This window comes from Bacillus sp. M5A3_1b, assembly GCF_053345335.1.
The window spans coordinates 158,502-176,520 of sequence record NZ_JBKEZY010000004.1; the positions used below are offsets into that span (position 1 = coordinate 158,502).

The 18,019-nt window shown below is 32.7% G+C and carries 23 protein-coding genes and 1 pseudogene; 11 read left to right on the forward strand and 13 right to left on the reverse strand.

Annotation, left to right across the window (positions count from 1 at the left end):
* Positions 1 to 35: 35 nt before the first annotated feature.
* From ACLBWW_RS13385 to ACLBWW_RS13395, 3 genes are all read left to right on the forward strand, one after another.
* A complete protein-coding gene (locus tag ACLBWW_RS13385; protein ID WP_048547385.1) occupies positions 36 to 659 on the forward strand; it encodes a hypothetical protein in 624 nt (207 codons plus the stop codon).
* Between the two features lie 129 nt (positions 660 to 788).
* On the forward strand, positions 789 to 1,145 hold the full coding sequence (locus ACLBWW_RS13390) for a hypothetical protein (RefSeq protein ID WP_000606238.1): 357 nt from the start codon (positions 789 to 791) through the stop codon (positions 1,143 to 1,145).
* Positions 1,146 to 1,283: 138 nt separating this feature from the next.
* Positions 1,284 to 1,736, forward strand: coding sequence for a hypothetical protein (locus ACLBWW_RS13395; RefSeq protein ID WP_048547387.1), 453 nt, complete (start codon positions 1,284 to 1,286; stop codon positions 1,734 to 1,736).
* Between the two features lie 51 nt (positions 1,737 to 1,787).
* On the opposite strand, the gene ACLBWW_RS13400 is transcribed toward ACLBWW_RS13395, so the two are convergent.
* The 4 genes and pseudogenes from ACLBWW_RS13400 to ACLBWW_RS13415 form a co-directional block, all read right to left on the reverse strand.
* Positions 1,788 to 1,976 (reverse strand): hypothetical protein, encoded by a 189-nt coding sequence (locus tag ACLBWW_RS13400; protein WP_088096646.1) that lies wholly within the window; start codon positions 1,974 to 1,976, stop codon positions 1,788 to 1,790.
* A 305-nt stretch (positions 1,977 to 2,281) separates the two neighbouring features.
* Positions 2,282 to 2,371 (reverse strand): annotated as a pseudogene (locus ACLBWW_RS13405) (DUF6884 domain-containing protein); the annotation flags it as partial.
* 216 nt (positions 2,372 to 2,587) lie between these two features.
* Positions 2,588 to 3,904 (reverse strand): hypothetical protein, encoded by a 1,317-nt coding sequence (locus tag ACLBWW_RS13410; RefSeq protein WP_048547389.1) that lies wholly within the window; start codon positions 3,902 to 3,904, stop codon positions 2,588 to 2,590.
* Positions 3,905 to 3,973: 69 nt separating this feature from the next.
* Positions 3,974 to 4,303, reverse strand: coding sequence for a hypothetical protein (locus tag ACLBWW_RS13415; protein WP_098047703.1), 330 nt, complete (start codon positions 4,301 to 4,303; stop codon positions 3,974 to 3,976).
* A 389-nt stretch (positions 4,304 to 4,692) separates the two neighbouring features.
* On the opposite strand from ACLBWW_RS13415, the gene ACLBWW_RS13420 reads away from it, so the two are divergent.
* The 4 genes from ACLBWW_RS13420 to ACLBWW_RS13435 are packed head-to-tail and all read left to right on the forward strand — an operon-like array spanning position 4,693 to position 7,395.
* A complete protein-coding gene (locus ACLBWW_RS13420) occupies positions 4,693 to 4,968 on the forward strand; it encodes a TIGR04197 family type VII secretion effector (RefSeq protein ID WP_048547393.1) in 276 nt (91 codons plus the stop codon).
* Positions 4,969 to 5,009: 41 nt separating this feature from the next.
* Entirely contained in the window at positions 5,010 to 5,372 is a 363-nt protein-coding gene (locus tag ACLBWW_RS13425) for a DUF3958 family protein (RefSeq protein ID WP_098047704.1), read from the forward strand.
* The gene (locus ACLBWW_RS13430) at positions 5,369 to 6,865 is read left to right on the forward strand and encodes a T7SS effector LXG polymorphic toxin (RefSeq protein WP_048547398.1); all 1,497 of its coding nucleotides are present in this window, start codon (positions 5,369 to 5,371) and stop codon (positions 6,863 to 6,865) included. Before ACLBWW_RS13425 ends, ACLBWW_RS13430 begins: the two co-directional genes overlap by 4 nt.
* Positions 6,866 to 6,885: 20 nt before the next feature.
* Positions 6,886 to 7,395 (forward strand): hypothetical protein, encoded by a 510-nt coding sequence (locus ACLBWW_RS13435; RefSeq protein WP_048547399.1) that lies wholly within the window; start codon positions 6,886 to 6,888, stop codon positions 7,393 to 7,395.
* A gap of 151 nt (positions 7,396 to 7,546) precedes the next feature.
* On the opposite strand, the gene ACLBWW_RS13440 is transcribed toward ACLBWW_RS13435, so the two are convergent.
* Positions 7,547 to 8,422 (reverse strand): peptidoglycan recognition protein family protein, encoded by an 876-nt coding sequence (locus ACLBWW_RS13440; RefSeq protein ID WP_098047705.1) that lies wholly within the window; start codon positions 8,420 to 8,422, stop codon positions 7,547 to 7,549.
* Positions 8,423 to 8,492: 70 nt separating this feature from the next.
* Here ACLBWW_RS13440 and ACLBWW_RS13445 point away from each other — a divergent pair, with 70 nt between their 5' ends.
* Positions 8,493 to 9,176, forward strand: a complete 684-nt coding sequence (locus ACLBWW_RS13445) for a tyrosine-type recombinase/integrase (RefSeq protein WP_098047706.1) — start codon at positions 8,493 to 8,495, stop codon at positions 9,174 to 9,176.
* Positions 9,177 to 9,215: 39 nt separating this feature from the next.
* Here the strand turns inward: ACLBWW_RS13445 and ACLBWW_RS13450 are convergent, their stop codons facing one another.
* A complete protein-coding gene (locus ACLBWW_RS13450) occupies positions 9,216 to 9,665 on the reverse strand; it encodes a DUF6884 domain-containing protein (protein WP_098067966.1) in 450 nt (149 codons plus the stop codon).
* Positions 9,666 to 9,685: 20 nt separating this feature from the next.
* Entirely contained in the window at positions 9,686 to 10,891 is a 1,206-nt protein-coding gene (locus ACLBWW_RS13455) for a peptide ABC transporter permease (RefSeq protein WP_142402249.1), read from the reverse strand.
* Between the two features lie 161 nt (positions 10,892 to 11,052).
* Here ACLBWW_RS13455 and ACLBWW_RS13460 point away from each other — a divergent pair, with 161 nt between their 5' ends.
* On the forward strand, positions 11,053 to 11,250 hold the full coding sequence (locus ACLBWW_RS13460) for a DUF4017 family protein (protein WP_098076153.1): 198 nt from the start codon (positions 11,053 to 11,055) through the stop codon (positions 11,248 to 11,250).
* A gap of 18 nt (positions 11,251 to 11,268) precedes the next feature.
* On the opposite strand, the gene ACLBWW_RS13465 is transcribed toward ACLBWW_RS13460, so the two are convergent.
* From ACLBWW_RS13465 to ACLBWW_RS13485, 5 genes are all read right to left on the reverse strand, one after another.
* A complete protein-coding gene (locus ACLBWW_RS13465) occupies positions 11,269 to 12,915 on the reverse strand; it encodes a M3 family oligoendopeptidase (protein ID WP_098221988.1) in 1,647 nt (548 codons plus the stop codon).
* Between the two features lie 108 nt (positions 12,916 to 13,023).
* Positions 13,024 to 13,953 (reverse strand): manganese-dependent inorganic pyrophosphatase, encoded by a 930-nt coding sequence (ppaC, locus tag ACLBWW_RS13470; protein WP_000416840.1) that lies wholly within the window; start codon positions 13,951 to 13,953, stop codon positions 13,024 to 13,026.
* A 162-nt stretch (positions 13,954 to 14,115) separates the two neighbouring features.
* Entirely contained in the window at positions 14,116 to 14,781 is a 666-nt protein-coding gene (locus ACLBWW_RS13475; protein WP_048547409.1) for a lytic polysaccharide monooxygenase, read from the reverse strand.
* Positions 14,782 to 15,028: 247 nt separating this feature from the next.
* Entirely contained in the window at positions 15,029 to 15,544 is a 516-nt protein-coding gene (locus ACLBWW_RS13480; protein ID WP_098076159.1) for a DinB family protein, read from the reverse strand.
* Between the two features lie 255 nt (positions 15,545 to 15,799).
* On the reverse strand, positions 15,800 to 16,303 hold the full coding sequence (locus ACLBWW_RS13485; protein ID WP_447614072.1) for a GNAT family N-acetyltransferase: 504 nt from the start codon (positions 16,301 to 16,303) through the stop codon (positions 15,800 to 15,802).
* 106 nt (positions 16,304 to 16,409) lie between these two features.
* Here ACLBWW_RS13485 and ACLBWW_RS13490 point away from each other — a divergent pair, with 106 nt between their 5' ends.
* Together ACLBWW_RS13490 and ACLBWW_RS13495 are read left to right on the forward strand one after the other, a co-directional pair.
* Positions 16,410 to 17,051, forward strand: a complete 642-nt coding sequence (locus ACLBWW_RS13490) for an HD domain-containing protein (RefSeq protein ID WP_098047713.1) — start codon at positions 16,410 to 16,412, stop codon at positions 17,049 to 17,051.
* A 63-nt stretch (positions 17,052 to 17,114) separates the two neighbouring features.
* Entirely contained in the window at positions 17,115 to 17,411 is a 297-nt protein-coding gene (locus tag ACLBWW_RS13495) for a hypothetical protein (RefSeq protein ID WP_048547416.1), read from the forward strand.
* A 146-nt stretch (positions 17,412 to 17,557) separates the two neighbouring features.
* Here the strand turns inward: ACLBWW_RS13495 and ACLBWW_RS13500 are convergent, their stop codons facing one another.
* Entirely contained in the window at positions 17,558 to 17,995 is a 438-nt protein-coding gene (locus ACLBWW_RS13500) for a carboxymuconolactone decarboxylase family protein (protein ID WP_165775556.1), read from the reverse strand.
* Positions 17,996 to 18,019: the final 24 nt, after the last annotated feature.

Genomic DNA, 18,019 nt, shown 5'->3' on the forward strand with positions numbered 1-18,019 from the left:
TTGAGTTATACATGTTCAAAGGAGTGTTACCGTTTATGTATTCTTATTGGCAATCGTATTACTCCCCCTATCATAACCCTTATGTACACTTTGATACATCCGTACGTAATTACCGAATTAGTAAAAACGAGAACTTTTTAAAAGGTTATATGCGTTCTTTATGGGAACAACATGTCGCTTGGACGAGATTAGCTATTATTAGCATTGTCTTTAATTTACCAGACGTAAACGTTACAGTTGGGCGACTTCTTCAAAATGCAACACATATGGGACTGTCACTTGAACCATTCTATGGTGAAGATGCTGTAAAAAAATATAGTGCACTAATTAAAGATCACTTAGTCATTGCAGCGGATCTAGTTAAAGCCGCAAAAGCAGGTGATCAAAATGCAGCTGCCGCTATAGAGAAAAAATGGTACGCTAATGGTGATGAAATTGTGGCGTTTCTTACTAGCATCAACCCATATATAGAAAAAGAAGAATTCAGAAAAATGTTTTATGAACATTTAGCACTTACGAAAGCAGAAGCGCTTGCCTTCCTAAATAAAGATTTTGAAGCAAGCGTAAAACTATACGATAAAATTGAAAAAGAAGCATTAGAAATGGCTGATATGCTAACAAATGCAATCGTAAAACAATTCCCACAAGTGTTTCAATAATAATAAGCCGATTTAAAAAAACAAATCGGTTTATAAAACTTTCTATCAATGAAATTTCACCTCTCCTCTTTACATTTAACGTATATCGATATATTTTATTAATATCCGTTTTTTATAGGAGGAAATCTTTTGATTAACGCCATTGGTCTCGTATTTATCCTCACAAATAAACACGAGAAAAAGAAGAAAGTTTATCTGAATGAAAAATTCGCATTAATAGACATTATTGATTCTAAAGAAGTAATTGATGATGAAGGGAACTCACTAGTAGAACTAACATGTAAATACAGTATTTATCTAGATGAAAAATATTACTGTAAATCTCTCGATGATTATACTGGACAAGTATTTCCGTTCTTGAGCGCTAAAATAGGAAAAGGTCTTCTCAGAAACTTAAATTACTATTTCTCTTACGTTGATGCCTATGATAAAAAACCACCCGTTAAAGAAATTAGGCCACTTATGAAACAAGTAACGAACAGATAGCGAAAAATACTAAAAAAAGAAAGCATCTAACTTCGGATGCTTTCTTTTTTGAATCCAGAACTCATTAACTTCTATCCTTCTTCTAAAAGTATGTATCTAGGCATACTTTTAATTAAAAACATTGGAGGATTAAACTAAATGAAATACTCAGAAACGATTGTTAGTAAACGGCTTCGAACACTTAAAATATCTAGTATATTTATTATGCTAGTTTTAATTGGATGGCTTGGATATACAAAATTACTTTATGAAAACGGATTTCTTCAAGAAAAGAAAAATTCTGTTGAAGTAATGAATACTAGCATTACAGGTGAAATTGAACAAAGTTTCCATGTGAATTTACAAGGTTACCGTAAAATAGACGTTGATACTATTATAGATGTAAGTAAAACCGATCCGAGCGAACTATCATTAATCGAGCTAATTAATACATCTTGTTCGCGAGATTGCATAGGTGAACCATTGACATATGTGAACGCAAACAATGGATATATTTTTTATAAGGAGTATACTGGAACTAATATCGCTATTACAATTAAAAAGCGAGATTCATGGGAAATTGAAAGGAAATTAGTTCAGGATGGAATGTAAAAGGTTGATATACAAAAAGAGTACTTACTTATAAGTACTCTTTCAAAAAAATTACCACTTTCGGCATTTATCGTCATCATCGTCACGTTTATGATTGCAACGGCAATCATCACAATCACAATGACGTTTTCGTTTACAACCACAATCATCACAATCTCTACGTCTACATCTTCCAAACATTAGATCATCCCAAAATCTATTACAATCCCGGAACTGTCTACAACGACAATTGTTTCCCATGAATATGACTCTCCCTTCAATAGTATTCATCATATTCTATGTTTGAAAGTATAAAAAGGATTGTTTACTAGTCTAGTTTTGACTCTTTAGTATAGCTAATCTTACTGAAAACAAATCTTTTTAAAAGTTTTTGTAAAATGATTATTTGTAATCTGTTATACTATAAACCAAAAATATATTTTATACATGTAGGAGGATAAATTTTTAAGAAAATTCTATTATCTGTTCTTTGTCGAGCTGTTATATTAGATGGAGCATGCTCTAAATATACAAACTCTAAAGATTCAACATCGAATAGTTTTCTACTATAGTTCCTTCCCTTCCCCAACAGCCCCTTTCAACCTCTGCAACATATACCCAATCCCTTTACACCCTGCTAATGGGTACGTAATGAGAAATGGCTTTATTACAGGGTTTGTGGAGGTGTTTAATTTAACGAAAGGGTTGAATTTTTAAGATTTGCGACCAGTTTTGTGACCAAAATGTGATCGCTATTTAAATAATAATTTGCTATTTGACATGATTATTTCCATAAAAAAAGGCTTAGGAGAACAAATCCTAAGCCTTTTTTCTATTTTAATGGAGATAAAGAATCATTGGTGAGTACCACATTAATTTAATAATTCTTCAACTATTTCATTTTTATAAAAATACGCATTTAATATATCTTGTGTCTTAATATAATTCACTTCTATATTTTTTGCATAACTGCTAAGTTCTTCCCCAAAAGTAATTACAGCTTCAAATTGTTCTACAAATGCATTTCTTTCTTTTTCGTTGAAATAAGAATACACTATTTTCGGTTTTCGAATACCTGCACTATGAAGACATACCATAATGTTTCTAATTACATGTTGATCATTTTCAATATTCATGCCAAATATAAAAAATGTATCAATTGCATTTGTTAGAATAACATCATTCATCCTATTAGAAAATGGTTTTGTCTTTTTATTATAAGGATTACTCTTAATGGCAAAGTTTGATATTATTGGTAATAACGATTTAAATATAAAATAGTCGCCTATCAAAATATCAGAAAAACTAATATACCCATCAGTATAACTCAATCCATAACTTTGACTAAACACATATTCTTTCTCATCTTTAATAAATTCTCCATGAAAGTGCTCTACGTTACGTTTCGTTATGTTCTCTAATATGTGATCATAATTCAAAGAGCACAGGCATTCAAATTTCTGCAGAAAATCGTTTATTCCAGAAATCGAAATCTCGTTGATTTTATTTAATAATTTATGGTCCACACTCTTTCCATTTGCAAAAATAACAATGGAAAACAGCATACGATAATATGTACTAAAGCCATTAGTGATTACTCTTGAAGTTATATCATCCTTTGCTTCATTCGAATTTTCATCGCCAATATCTATCGCCTTTAAAAATAAATTATTTTCTGGAAATTCATAATAAGATGGCTTTACTTGCTGGATAGCAAAATAAAAATAAATAAGGATTGTCCAGTGTTCAATATTAATACGTTCTATACCTAGTTCTTGTCCTATTTTACAAATTTGATTTAAAATATCTTGTTCACTTAATCCAAAAACAAGTTTTTTAATTAAATTTCTATTCCATAACTCATCAATTAATCTATTGTTTTGTTGTATGCTTTCTGCAAAAATCAATGCATCGCTGAATATTTTTACTATTTTCTCACTAGAAGCATCCTCTAACAGCATTTTAACATTTTCATAATTACCTTTACATTTGTTTTCAAATAGTGAATTCGCTTTAATTTTATATTCTGCATTACCTTTTATAATTTCTTTATGAGCATCATATAACCTGTTAAATATATTTCCGAAATCACTATCGAAATTCATACTAAATCCATTACCACAAAGGAAGGCAGCTTTTCTATTATCAATTATTTCATTCAAATCAAATAAGGATATTTCTTTTATCATCTATTTATTCCTCCATAATGATATAGTTCCATCATTTACTGTAACATTGCCTAGAAACAGATATTAGTTTTATTTGACATCCAACCTGCATTCTATTTCTTGCTGTAACGGTTTCACGTTATATAAGTACTTTAATAAATTTTTCATTGAATCAATTCTTTCGCCAATAATCATAGCAGAAAGATACTCTATATATCGAAGATAAAGAATTCCTTTAGAAATATACAATACGTAATCTATTATCGCTATCATTACTTGATCGTTATGCCCATATTTCTTTTGTATCTTACGCACAATACCCATATTTAATCTTAAATAGGTTTCTAGTTGATATTTCATTATTCTTTTTGAATATCCGGTTGAGCTTAAATGCTTATACAACTCACTATTTTTCTCCATCGAGCCATCCCCTTCTGTTCATCTATAATTTAATTATAACTTGTTTAGTCACACTATGAAACAGGATTGGGATAGTCTCAACTAAGTACCTAAATTATCGATTTTTACCATTGAAAAATATCATTATAATTTAAAATATTAACATCAATTTATTACTCTCCCCTTAGTGTTTTACCTCTACGTTATACTACATTACCTATTGAGAACTATAACAAACACATATGTTGTAAAACACATTTTTTGAGGAAATTTTAACCATTTATTGTTATAATTATATCTGCAATATTTTCCCAGGAGAGTTCCTATAAAGAACAATAGGATAATGGACATACATACTAGGCACTCCCCTTCTTTAATACGTTCATAGAAATATAGAAAGGGTTTATACGATGGGACAATTTCAAAGTAATTTTCAATCGGCACAACAAATTGCTACGCAGATGAGAGCAGCGTCGGATACCATCCAAAGTGCAACAAATCGCTCTATAAAAAAGGCGACGCGTACTACACTTTCTGTTAATTCAAAAGCACAAGAAGCGAACCAACAACTTTTAGATTTGACGAAACAATTTTCCGCCGCCTTTCAACAAGCGGTCGATAACATTCATTTGGTAGCTAAAGAGTTCGAGAGAATGGATCACGAACTTCACAACACTTTTCGCTAATGTGACCACCTTCGTAAAAGTAAAACGGTAGGAGGAAAAAGATGAGTCAAGATATTGAAAAACAAATCAATCAATTGAATCAAAAATTACAAAGTGTATTCAAAGCACAGGATCGGAATCAATCTGCAATTCAAACTCAAGAACACGCGGAAGCAGATTTTCACGAATGGAGAAATCGAAGTAATCGTTTATTTAACCGAATTCTAGAAACTTGGCACGGCGATAGAGAGTTATCTCATTTTTTTATGAATATGCGTCAAGAAGCACAACACATCGAACGAAAACTTACATTCGAATTGGAAAATCAAAAAGAAACATTGCTTAAAGAAAGACGAGACCTTAGTGATTTAGAAGACGACCTATCCTACCAGCAACAACAATTAGCAAGGGAGGTCAATGCATGAGTTTAAATATGTATTTGGGCGAAGTACAAAGCCAAACTCAAAGCATGAATGCTGTATGTACGGCTACCATTCAAGGTATGGAACAAGCCATTCAGTCGATTGATGCTTTTGCAACTGATACTGTGTTACAAGGGCAAACATATAGCAGTGCAAAAGCATTTTTTGTTCAAACCTTTCGTCCTTTAGCGCAAGGAATCATTTATTTATGTGAAGAATTAATCCGTCAGAATGATGCTTTTCCAAGTCAATTTCAATCACAGGTAGCTTCAACTGATGTTATCGAACAAGAGATAAGAGAACAAATACAGGAAATCAATCAATCGATTGCAAGTATAGAAGCGGTAGATGTAGCTATGCCAATGCCTGGAATAGACGCAATTGTTGCAGTCTTAGTTGCGATGAGAAAAAAACTTGAAGAAAAACTAGAGCATTTACATGAATTTGAATATACATCCAGTAATAACTATAGTACGGCTCTTCAACTAGCAGTTAGTATTGCTACTGGTCTTGCCGAAGTCCAAAGTGGAAAAGGCTTTAGTCCTGCAAGTGGCACGTTTAGTACACAAGAATTGAATATGGAGTGGACGACTTCCATTCAGGCGATTGAAGAAGATAGGAAGCGTCAGGCCGACGATCTTTTAAATAGTAGTTCAATTGAAGAAGGAGCAATGTGTGGTCCATTAAATAGTGAGAAAAAAGATAAATCTTTACTAGATAAGTTTAAACATGGTGTCGAAGATATTTATGAAGGTGCCTGGGACTTTATACAAGGCGCTGGTAGTGCAGTAGCTGAAGACTATATTGGACTAACACCACCTGATAATGATAAATTAGAAAGCGAAGCAACTTATCAAGCTGGAAGATTTACTGGACATGTTATATCAACGGCAGGATCTATTGTAGAAATTTTTGAAGGTATTTCGGTCATAGGTGGGGCTAATTTCTTAACATTCGCCGCAGAAGTAGGAAGTGGTGGGTTAGCATCACCAATTGTTCTTCCATTAGATGCAGCTGCTACAGCTGCTGGTGTTGGTGCTGTTGTACATGGTGGATTGGTTTGGGATAAATCGATTCAAAATGCCAAGGATAGTCTTCAAAAATTCGAGTCTTCTTCGTCTTCTGGTGTTGGTAAAGGGGCAAGTAAAGCTGCCAAACCAGAAAAAATTATTAATGATTTAGATAATTACACATCAAAAAAATGGAATGTTGATGGAAACAACATAATGTTTGATAAAAAAGGCATGAAACATGTTTTAGAAAGACATCATCCAGATTATTGGGATGGTTCAGTAAAAAAAGAACAATCATTTTTAAACAAAGATTTGTCGATATCTGATATACAAAATATAGCAGGAGAAGTTATCAGTAAGAATAGAGATACGATTATTTCTAAAGGAACAAAAGGTATGTATCAAATTGAGGGGAAAGTAGATGGAATAACATATATTGTTGGATTTAAAAATGGCAGAATAGGACAATTATATCCTAAATAGAAATCCGAGGAGACGTTAATATGATTAGTGTAAAATCATATATAAAAAATGATAAAATAATAACTTCATTAGATAATATCGAAAGTAACTTTCTTGAATATTTCATAGATTTTGATAATACGAAATGTTTAGAACTGGTTATTGATTTTGATTATATGGAAGGTGCAATAATAATAAACTATTATGGAAATACTATTTTAGGATTTAAAGAATGGGATATGATTGATCAGTTATGGTCATATTTCATAAATGCAATTGAAGAATTGTTTGAAAATAAAAACGATGTAAGTTTTTATTTTCCAGACCAACCTTTAGAGGTAAAAATGCAGGTTATTTCGCAAGAGCAAATTTTATTATCTATTGCAGGAGAAAAAACACGTTTTAATAAAGATGAATTATTATTAACTTTATTAAAAGGAGCAGAAAACTTTTTTGAAATATTAAAAGAATGTCCTGATGAATACCTTGCAGAACAGAGTAATAATGAATTAAAGAGAATAGAAAAGTTATTAAATAAATTGAACATTTAAATGAAAACATATATTAAATACACTGTTTAAATTTAACACCTATAGAATGGTTAAAGTAGACACTTGAAACACTAAAAGAATCTATAAACAGTAAAGAATAAAGTTGTAATTAACAAAGCCGACTCATATCAATTTGAGTCGGCTTTTACTATTACTTCACACTCACATACTTCTCACTAGCAGTAATATAAAATGTCTTCCCTTTAGAATTATGTACACGATATTGTGGAAAACGATTCACCATTACTTTTTTATCAATTGCAAATCCTAAGCCTGCATCTAATGTACCAGCAACATCTTTATCCTGCCAAGAAGGAGAATCATAGAAACGTAGATTGTCCGCTTTAGACACAACACGTTTCCCTGCAATCGTATTAACTGACTCTTTCTTCTCAAACTTGATATAAAACGAGTTATTATATACCCACTGGTCTCCACCAAGATTTAACCATCCATCTTTCTCTCCCCATACTTGGTATGCTTCAGGTTTGTTTAATTGACGAATAACCGAATAATCTGTTCCTGGCCCCTTGCGAAGATTCACATTGTATCCTAAAACATACGCAATTCCTTCCACATTTGAAGTCGGCTTACCTGGATTAGAAGGTTTATTTGGAACTGATACATCACCATTATTATACGCGCGTCGCACGTCCGCTCTGAATTGAGATTCAGAAACGCCATGACTACGCAAATAATCTAGTGGATCTTCATGGTCTGTACCGCCATGATACTTCGTTACATCATAGTGAGTCCATAAACTTTTTTCTACAGATAAACCATTATCTTTTAAAATTTTAGCTAGTAATCTAACATACTTTTCATAGGAACGTTTAAACTTTTCATAATTAGTCGTTTCACAAAGTTCTACATGTACAAATCTTTTGTTTGCGCCTGGTCCTGCACCATAAGCAATGTATTTTGTATCAGCAATTTGAATAGTTTCATTCCAATCAACTGCATAGTGAACGAATGCTGAACGCCATGTACGAGACTCATATTTTTGAATATTAATAGTGCTTGACAATCATTATGCTCCTAGGACAATCCGTTTAATTTTTCAAATTATTAATGGATCTCTAAAAAGAGCAAAGACAATGAAACTAATTAAAGATAATCCAGCTGAAGGAACAAGGTTGCCTAAGATTAAGAAGAGAGAAATGAATATTTGGACCACAGAACAGGTATCTGAATTTATTAGTAAATCACGCACGTTAAAGAGCGTTACACGGTGTCGTATAGGCTATGTAATCATTGCGTTATCGGGTTGTCGGCAAGGTGAAGCTCTCGGCCTTAGATGGAGTGATATAGACTTTACAAATGGCATAATTCACATTAAACAAACTGTTACACAAGATGTTAAAATAAAAACTGGGGCAAAAAACGATTCTAGTATAAGGTCCATCCATATCCCTTCGATACTCGTTGATGAATTACTTTCTCATAGGGATAGAATTGAAAGTGAGAAGAAACAGCTTGAAGCTGAATATAATAACTTTGACTTAGTTGTATGTACTCAACAAGGTAAACCTATCATCCCGCGTAACTTTCGTCATTTCTTCAAAGAAACAACTAAACGTGTTGGTTTACCGCAAATTAGAGTTCATGACTTAAGACATACACATGCGACGATGTTAATTGAACAAAACGTAAATGTGAAATTAATCTCTTCACGCTTGGGACATGTATCGATTAAGACTACGTTAGATATTTATTCGCATGTTTTACCGAGTATGGATAAGTCAATATCTGATGAACTTGAAAAGATAATAAAAATGTGACCAATCTTGTGACCAACTATCACATTCAACAGCTATTCTCTATAGTTCCTTCCCTACCCCCACAGCCCCTTTCAACCTCTGCAACATATACCCAATCCCTTTACACCCTGCTAACGGATACGTAATAATTTCTTCTGCATATAATTGTGTCACTACTTTCTTATGCTTCTTGCCTGCAAGTAAAACAATTTCATCAAACTGAAACAAGTCTTTTTCAATCATCTGTTGTTTTAATTGTTCCATGCTAATAATTTCATCACTCTTTGAATCGAAGGCAAGATCATAGTTTTCTAATACAATATCATTTGGTCTTAAAAATCCATGCTTCGCCGATAAGATAACCCAATTCTCGAAAAACATAGTTGCATACGCCTGACATGCTTTTCCGAATGGACTAATATATACATCTTTTGCCTCCATCGGTCCGTAATCTGGATACTTATCCCAAATCTTCTTTTTTCCGCATGGAATTATGCATAACCTTTTCATCGTTATTTCTTACCTCACTTCTAACTTTTTAAATATAAAAATATAGAATTCCCTACTTCTTCATACTCACCTTCTATATATCCAATCCCTACTACGTTCCATCCATTATTTGTTTCTATTGGCTTTTCATTCATTATAATATGAACTTGTTTCATATTTTTAAAATCTTCTTCAAAAGATGCTAAAACAGGTTGATTTATCATATATGTTTTATTATGTATACTTACACTTAAAAAGGTTTTATGTAACGCTTTATTTTTGTTTAATTTTACATTCATCGGATTAAACGAATTTAATTTTATATCCCCTACAATATACAGATGATACCCTTTTTCTTTATAGAATTGTTTAAAATCCTTGTCTCTTTCGTTTTGAACAAAATGAAGGATTTGTTTCGTTTCCTTACTTATTGCAATTTCATTATTAAAACTCAAATCCACATTTATATTTTGTTTTAAAAAAGAATATAACGATTTATCACTATTAAAGAAGTTCGTTCTCCATTCAGGATGGATTTCATCTAATAATAAACATAAAAGCATTCCTGAGCTATAGCAGCTCTTCCTAATGTTATAATTAGCTTCATATGCATCTAAAATAAGTCCGCTATATTTTCGTATTGTTTCACTTTCATCCTTTTCGCATACTGCAATGTGGGCGTTCATTTCAACATACCAAGCAGGGCCCTCTATACTTTCAACCATACACTCATATGTTATAAACTCTTCTTTCATAAAACTAGTTCTTTGCTCTCTTAGTTCAATAAATTGCTTAATATAATTATATTTCTCAGCTTGTGACTTACAATGCACAGCATCATATAAACACATTCGTTCATTATTTCGCAATTGTATATTTTCTACTAAAATAGGATATAGAAATCCTAGAGATTCATTTGGAAATCTACTTTCTTTATTCAAATATTGAAAGCAATGAAAAAGTTCATGCACAACAACCGCAAATAAACTTTCATAATCTTTATACCTATTCATATTCACAATGGCAGTCGGATAATCTTTGAATAGAATAAGTGTATCACCTTTAAATTGGTCATCCCACTTTAAAATGGCATACTCACCATCATCTTTCAAAAATAATGGATGATGAAATACATACACATGCTCATCATCATATAATGCAAATGCAGCCCTCTTAAAACCAGGCCATAGCCCATTCAATAATTCTATATTTATATCTTTCTTTATTCGATTTAATATATTGTTCATTATATATAACACCCCTATATCATTCTACATACACCTATTCTATTCCACTTAAAAACAACCCTTTTATTTACATAAATATTAGATAAACCTATATCTTATCTCAATTTATAATGTATTATATAAATATACATGTGATGATTTTATGAAATGGGGGTGAACAAATGAAAAATATAATCCCTGCACTAGTACTCTATATTATCGTTTGCGTAATCACTATGATTGCTCCAACATCTGAAGGCTATAATCATATTGGCTGGAAATTGTTTGTTGGGCAAGCATATGCTATACCTATTTTTCTCATTACTGCAATTATTACATTTTATATAAACAAGAAAAAATCTACGAATAAACAGTTATAAGGATAGCAAATGCTATCCTTATTTTAATTCATTTATTTGATCAAAAATTACACTTGCAGTACTTTCTATCCTTTCTTCCGAAAAGTCAAACGTAACACCTGTTTTTTCATATATTTCTTGTATAGGTAAATTCCAATCTGCATTCGCTCCCTCTTTAAAGAAAGCAATCGCTTTTTTTGGATCCTCTCGATAAATTTGAAACAATTGCATTGCTCCTATTTGCGCAATTGCGTATTCAATTTTATAGAAAGGTAACTGAACATAATGAAATGACTCTAACCAGCTTGCACCGATTTCATCTTCTAATCCTGCAATATTGACTGGTGAATATTGATACCTTTTACATACTTTAGCGTATTTCTTATCACGTTCTTCTGGTGTATGGTTTGGATTTGTATAGAGCCAGTGCTGGAATACATCTCCTGCAATGGACGACATTAATAAAGACAAAGCACGATATAATTGTATGCGCTGCACTTCTTTATATTCATCCTCTTGCTTATAAAAGATATTGAGCTTATCCATTACTAGCAACTCAAGACCTAGGGAATAAAGCTCAGCTACCTCTTCACGAAGATATCTTTCTTGCATGCTACTATCATTGTTAAATTGTTTATAAAAATGAAATGCATGCCCCACTTCATGTATTAGCGCGTTAATTGCATAAAAAGATGGACTAAAATTAGAATACACAAAAACCTCTTTACTATGAGGAAAGGTAAAACAAGCAGCTCCCGGTGCTTTATTTTCACGTTCTTCTACGTCAATTAATCCCGTTCTTCGTATATGAATAAATTTCTCATAAAAATATAAATCTGTCTTCCGAAATATTTCTTCCACCCCATTCAATAAATCAATTGCATTTTGGAATGGAGCTTTTGGTAATTTACATGGAGTAAGGTCCCAAGGGCGATATTTTTTTACACCGAGATTGTTTTTAGAAAGAATCCCCAACTGTTCCCATATTGGTACAACATACTTTTCTATAGATTCATGAAGCTTATAACACTCTTTAATACTATAATCTCTATTTTTTTGTTTAAAAGCATACTCACTATAATTATTAAATCCTGCATTTAAAGCGATCTCATTCCGCAATTGTATGAGTTCATTCATAATACAATCTATTTCTATTTTCACTATACTTCTTGCTTCACATAAAGCGTACCAAGCTTTTTCGCGAATAGCTCTATTGGGGTTATCTAGCTTTGCTTTTACATATGCATACGTCTTTTGCTCTCCTTTCCAATTAATAGATATGTTAGACATTATTTCTCTATATTTCGTAATAAGCTTTTGCTCTTTAATGGAAAGAGCAACGTTCTTGTCATTAAACATTTTACTTTTTACCAATCTTGCTTTTTTCATAAAACCGTATTTCTGCTCATTTAATAAGTCGGAAAACGGAGACTCTCTAAATTTCTGGTTAAATTTCGCATTGTATCTTTTTAAAAGTGGTTGAATTGTATTTTGATTATACATATGTAAATTACGTTTATTTCTGTCATTTGTATCTCTATACGTGGCAATTAAACTACTTGTTATCTCCTCTTCTATTTCAGCGGTTACACGCAGTTCATCCAAAAGCCAACTCTCTAATTCTGAAACAGAAGTCATATTTCGCTCTAAAAGTGAATGTAATTTACTCTCCAAATCATTAAGCATACACAATCCTCCCGTTTTAAAAATTTAATTTTCTGTTTTTTAGAGATAGAAAAGGACAAGTAGCCAATCCGACTACTTGTCCTTGCTGTGTATCTGTACTCAATAAAATTAAGCTTGGAATGCTTCTGTTAATACTGGTACGATTTGTTTTTTACGAGATACAACACCTTTTAAAGTAGCAGTGTTGTTTTCTAGAGATACGTTGTATGCTTTCTCAACAACGTTTGCTGCTTTACCGATCGCAAGACCGACAGAATCGTTAGTTAAGATATCAGTTACAACGAATAAGAATAGGTCTAAACCTTTTTCTTCTACTACTGCAGAGATAACTTTTTCAAGTTCCGCTTGGTGTACAAGAACGTCGTTTGTATCAACAGCGTTTACTTGTGCGATTTCAACTTTTGCATTACCCATTTGGAATTCTTTAGCGTCAAGAGAGATTAATTGCTCCATTGTTTTTCCGCTTAAGTCAGCACCAGCTTTTAACATTTCTAACCCGTAGTTATCAGCATCTACACCAGCGATTTCCGCTAATTCACGAGCTGCTGCTACGTCTTGCTCTGTGCAAGTTGGAGATTTGAATAGTAAAGAATCTGAAATGATTGCAGATAACATTAAACCTGCAACTTCTTTACGAATTGTAACGCCATTTTCTTTGTACATTTTGTTTAAGATTGTAGCTGTACAACCAACTGGCTCACAACGATAGTAAATAGGATCGCTTGTTTCAAAGTTAGCAATACGGTGATGGTCAATAACTTCTAACACACGAACAGATTCGATATCGTTAGCACTTTGTTGACGCTCGTTATGATCAACTAAAATAACGTTGTCCACTTCGCTTGCAACTGTCTCAACAAAACGCGGTCCTTCTACTTTAAAATGGTCTAACGCAAATTGAGTTTCACCGCTGATTTCGCCTAAACGTACAGGCTCAGCATTCATTCCTAATTCTTTTTTCAATTCTGCATAAGCAATTGCAGAACAAATTGCATCTGTATCTGGGTTTTTATGCCCGAAAACTAGTACTTTTTCCATGTTTTCCACCTCTTCATGAAAAGGATATCTTAAAGAAGCAAATATGACAATATTTAAAGCATAATTTTTTATAAATAATTGCACTTTCTTCTATATTTTTCATCGTTTTTCGTAAAAAAAGATCATCTAAAATGAATTAGATGATCAAAATGTATATTTTATTTAAAATAAGCTAGGAGCTTGCACTACATGATTTAGCGGAAAATTTGATGCTAAACCGTTATTTACAAGGTTAACATCTATAACTTGATAAAATGCATTCCCAGTATCTGCAATTTCCCAAACAGCTAAAATAAGGTGATATCCATTTCTATCAGTAGGTACATTCGCTTCATGAGTTACTGAAGTTCCTGGTCTTGTTCCCCCATCATTTTTCACATAGAATGGCACTAAATCTAAATCAGACCTTGTTAACGGCTTATTTGGATTCCAATCTTTTTTCGTAATATAGTATTTCCATTCTTTCGTACTATGAGGTGCGGTTAGTTTCCACTTGAATGTATTCGTCCCGCCGTTTAACGTAACTTTCTTCCACCTATCAACTGATTGAACGTCTAAAGCAGGAAAATGGCCTGCTCCTGCGATTTGTCCATCAGAAGGTCCTAATTGCGGGAATCCACCTATTCCTTCTACACTTTGCGGCTCGTATTGAATTGGTCCGCAATTTACATTTACCCCTTGCTTACATAAATAAGAACGGCTCGCTGGTGATTCAACATATCCATGAGCTGAAGCTTTTTCTGAAAAACCGAAAGTTAACAATCCCGTAAGTAATATACCACCACTTAATATAACTTTCTTCACCTTCTGTAAACCTTTCGTTCTCATCCCATCATCCCCTTTCCCATAATAAAGCGAAAATAACTATAGTCGGCTAGTCATCTTCTCTACATCAATTATAAGTCGAAGAACATACCTAAAAGAACCCTCTAAAAACTTTCTCAAATTCATTTAGTACATTAAATAAATTTTATTGATACATTCAAATAACACCGCTAGAGAAATATAGACGGTGTTAAATATACTAAATTAAACTATTCGTTTATAAATAAATTACGAAATTGGCAAAGTTAGTCTAGTTATCAAATAGCCCTCTCCCTCTCAGATTTGCGGAAACTGGCTCCTTTCCGATTTCACGTGCCCATATAGATAACTGGCCGATATGGTGGATTTCGTGGACAATGACATGACTTATTAACTCTCCGTGTGTACATTCAATGACTCGGCGCCTAATTGGTGCGTCTCTTGAGCTAATCGGCTCTTCATTGAAGTCAGCTTTTGAAAGTTTCCGAGAATCCATTTCATTTGTCCAAGAGGTCACAAATGGCTTCACTTTCCCGTGGTATTGAGCTGAAAGATTTTTCACTTTTTGTAAGCTGGCATACTCTTCAAACAATGGCTCCTCAGGCACTGATTCACCACGCAACCCTAAGATCCACATATATTCCACATCTACAATATGAAATAGGGTATGTAGTATACTGCCGAATCCACCGACCCGTTTCTTTACCAGTTCTTCGGCCGATATGTCTTCGCACCATGTAAACCAATCATCACGAACTTGCCAGTTATATTGAAACAGTTTCAACATCACAGCAACCTCCATCTTTTAGATTAACATTTAATATTCACCAAAAGACTTCAAAATCCTTATTTAAGTAATACCTCTTATACAACTGTTAAAACCTTATACAAATTGGCCCTCAAATTGAACATTCAATATGAAGTTAATGAATGAAAAGAAACCCCCTATTATACAGGGGGTTATCAATCTTTTTACAAATCAATACTCAGACCTAATAACAGATTTTTCGTTTGAAAATATCCCTCTTTTTAAATAAAAATACTAAATCATTTTATAATAAATAACCGTTGCATCTAAATTACCATTTGGAGATATTGCATATTCTAGTATTTTTCCAACTTCTTTATAGTCTAATGATTTATACAATCTATTAGAAGGGTCTCCTTCTCTCGTATCTAACACTATAAGAGATCTATTTTCTTGCTTTGCTCTTTCCTCTGCTTTTTGCATAAGCGAACGTCCAATGCCGTTACGTCTAAAGTTCGGGTGAGTCATTAACTTGCAAATTTCAGCTCTATGAATCCCATTAGGCTTTGTAACTAAATGTAATTGAATACTCCCTGCCACTTCATTATTTATTTTAGCAACATACAAGATCACTTCTGGTGCTAAAACAGTTTCCCAATACTTTGTTGATTCTATTTGTTCCAGTGGAGGTAAAAAACCAATTGACGCCCCATCATCTACAACCGTTTTCAAAAGTTTAGAAAGCTCTTCCATATCATCATTTATTTGCTTAATCTCTTCAATTACTACATTTTGCATTACTAATCCCCCCTTTTGTTTCATTGTACCAAGTTTTAAGGAAGGAAAAACGGGTTACTAAGATGAAATTATTTAAAGTACAATTTTTTAGAGAAAGGATACTTATATGAAGTATATATTAGATAGGACATACGCAAGAGAACTTCTCGAGTGGGCATATGAACAAAACCCAGGTCCGTGGTTCAAACATTCATATAATGTTGCTCTTGCAACTGAAAAGATAGCTGTAGAACTTATTAATAATGGGTATGACCTAAATGCTGACATAGCATATAATGCAGCTCTCCTGCATGATATAGGACGGTATAAAGGTTTTACTAAATCTGTTATTCATTCCTATGATGGTTATATGTATATGAATGATTTAGGCTATATAGGAAACGCGATTATTTGCGTGACACATTCATTCCCGTGCAAAAATGAACATTTAGACATAGCAGCGGAGTGGTCCCTTGTTCCTGATTATATGAAAAGCCGATTAATTGAAATTTTAAATAAAAATAGTGACTACGACTTATACAATAAGGTCATTACCCTTTGTGACGCACTTGCTGATGCAGAAGGCTTTACTACTCTTGAAAAAAGATTAATTTCAGTTGGTTTACGACATGGAACAACCTCTCATTCTTCTTTACATTGGAAAGGTTTCTATACAATTAAGAATGAATTAGAATCTTTAATCGGTAAGAGCATATACAGAGTTCTTCCTGACGTGGAGAAATCGATTTATAAAAATATGGAATGTTAAATTACATACAACTTAAAGACGGTAGAATTTTTGTATGCGTACTTCTAAAAAACTCATTGAAAAGTGGAGGGATTAACCATTAGTAACACAGGTTTTGACTTAATAAAACATGAGGACAACTTTAATCTTGGCTATGAAGATATCGAAGAGATATCTATGAGCTGTAAATTCTCTAACTGCACTCATACAAATGAACCACATTGCGCAATTAAAAAAGCTATTTCCGATGGATTTCTTACAGAAGAAATAATGAATTGTTATTATCGAGATAAGAATGAATTCGAATATGTATGTAAACAAAAGAACAAAACAAAAGCTATTGATTATATGAAACAATTGAAACTTTTTAGAAAATCTTAATACTAAATAAATAGTTGTTATTTCTCATTCCGACTAAATTTAAAATTCTTACTTTAATACATCACATACCAGATACTTTTTATACTCAAATTTAATCTCACGTAAAAGAACGTTTTAAACATAAAGTTTAAAACGTTCTTTTACATTCAATGCTTCTGATTTTTCAGTTCACTTAAACACTCTTGTACTAATGTTACCGCTTGACTCATTGCAGCTCCGCCAGCAAATGCCGCTGATACACCACACGCTTCCAAAATTTCTTTATCTGAACACCCTTGATCAAGACAACCTTTTGTATGATAAACGGTACAATATTCATCTTGCGTTGCTAGACTAATTCCTAATGCGATAAGTTGTTTTTCTCTTTTAGTTAAAGAACCCTCTTGAAAACAAGCTTGCGTGAATGCATTATATGTTTCAGCAATTTCAGGAATTTGGTTTGTAAAACTACCGATTCCTTCTTTATAATGATGTAGAACGTCATTTACTGAACTATGTTGTTCGTGTTCCATTTTATTATTACCTCCATTCCAATTATGTGTACCTATTGTAGTATGTGATGAAAAGAAGGCAATATACAACACTAAAAAGAATGAATATTCAGTTTA

Bases quoted from the DNA above. Each gene is read 5' to 3' on its own strand.
- ACLBWW_RS13385 (WP_048547385.1), top strand. From the start codon at position 36: ATGTATTCTTATTGGCAATCGTATTACTCCCCCTATCATAACCCTTAT.
- ACLBWW_RS13395 (WP_048547387.1), top strand. From the start codon at position 1,284: ATGAAATACTCAGAAACGATTGTTAGTAAACGGCTTCGAACACTTAAA.
- ACLBWW_RS13400 (WP_088096646.1), bottom strand. From the start codon at position 1,976: ATGGGAAACAATTGTCGTTGTAGACAGTTCCGGGATTGTAATAGATTT.
- ACLBWW_RS13410 (WP_048547389.1), bottom strand. From the start codon at position 3,904: ATGATAAAAGAAATATCCTTATTTGATTTGAATGAAATAATTGATAAT.
- ACLBWW_RS13415 (WP_098047703.1), bottom strand. From the start codon at position 4,303: ATGGAGAAAAATAGTGAGTTGTATAAGCATTTAAGCTCAACCGGATAT.
- ACLBWW_RS13420 (WP_048547393.1), top strand. From the start codon at position 4,693: ATGGGACAATTTCAAAGTAATTTTCAATCGGCACAACAAATTGCTACG.
- ACLBWW_RS13425 (WP_098047704.1), top strand. From the start codon at position 5,010: ATGAGTCAAGATATTGAAAAACAAATCAATCAATTGAATCAAAAATTA.
- ACLBWW_RS13430 (WP_048547398.1), top strand. From the start codon at position 5,369: ATGAGTTTAAATATGTATTTGGGCGAAGTACAAAGCCAAACTCAAAGC.
- ACLBWW_RS13435 (WP_048547399.1), top strand. From the start codon at position 6,886: ATGATTAGTGTAAAATCATATATAAAAAATGATAAAATAATAACTTCA.
- ACLBWW_RS13445 (WP_098047706.1), top strand. From the start codon at position 8,493: ATGAAACTAATTAAAGATAATCCAGCTGAAGGAACAAGGTTGCCTAAG.
- ACLBWW_RS13450 (WP_098067966.1), bottom strand. From the start codon at position 9,665: ATGAAAAGGTTATGCATAATTCCATGCGGAAAAAAGAAGATTTGGGAT.
- ACLBWW_RS13455 (WP_142402249.1), bottom strand. From the start codon at position 10,891: ATGAACAATATATTAAATCGAATAAAGAAAGATATAAATATAGAATTA.
- ACLBWW_RS13460 (WP_098076153.1), top strand. From the start codon at position 11,053: ATGAAAAATATAATCCCTGCACTAGTACTCTATATTATCGTTTGCGTA.
- ACLBWW_RS13465 (WP_098221988.1), bottom strand. From the start codon at position 12,915: ATGCTTAATGATTTGGAGAGTAAATTACATTCACTTTTAGAGCGAAAT.
- ppaC (WP_000416840.1), bottom strand. From the start codon at position 13,953: ATGGAAAAAGTACTAGTTTTCGGGCATAAAAACCCAGATACAGATGCA.
- ACLBWW_RS13475 (WP_048547409.1), bottom strand. From the start codon at position 14,781: ATGAGAACGAAAGGTTTACAGAAGGTGAAGAAAGTTATATTAAGTGGT.
- ACLBWW_RS13480 (WP_098076159.1), bottom strand. From the start codon at position 15,544: ATGTTGAAACTGTTTCAATATAACTGGCAAGTTCGTGATGATTGGTTT.
- ACLBWW_RS13485 (WP_447614072.1), bottom strand. From the start codon at position 16,303: ATGCAAAATGTAGTAATTGAAGAGATTAAGCAAATAAATGATGATATG.
- ACLBWW_RS13490 (WP_098047713.1), top strand. From the start codon at position 16,410: ATGAAGTATATATTAGATAGGACATACGCAAGAGAACTTCTCGAGTGG.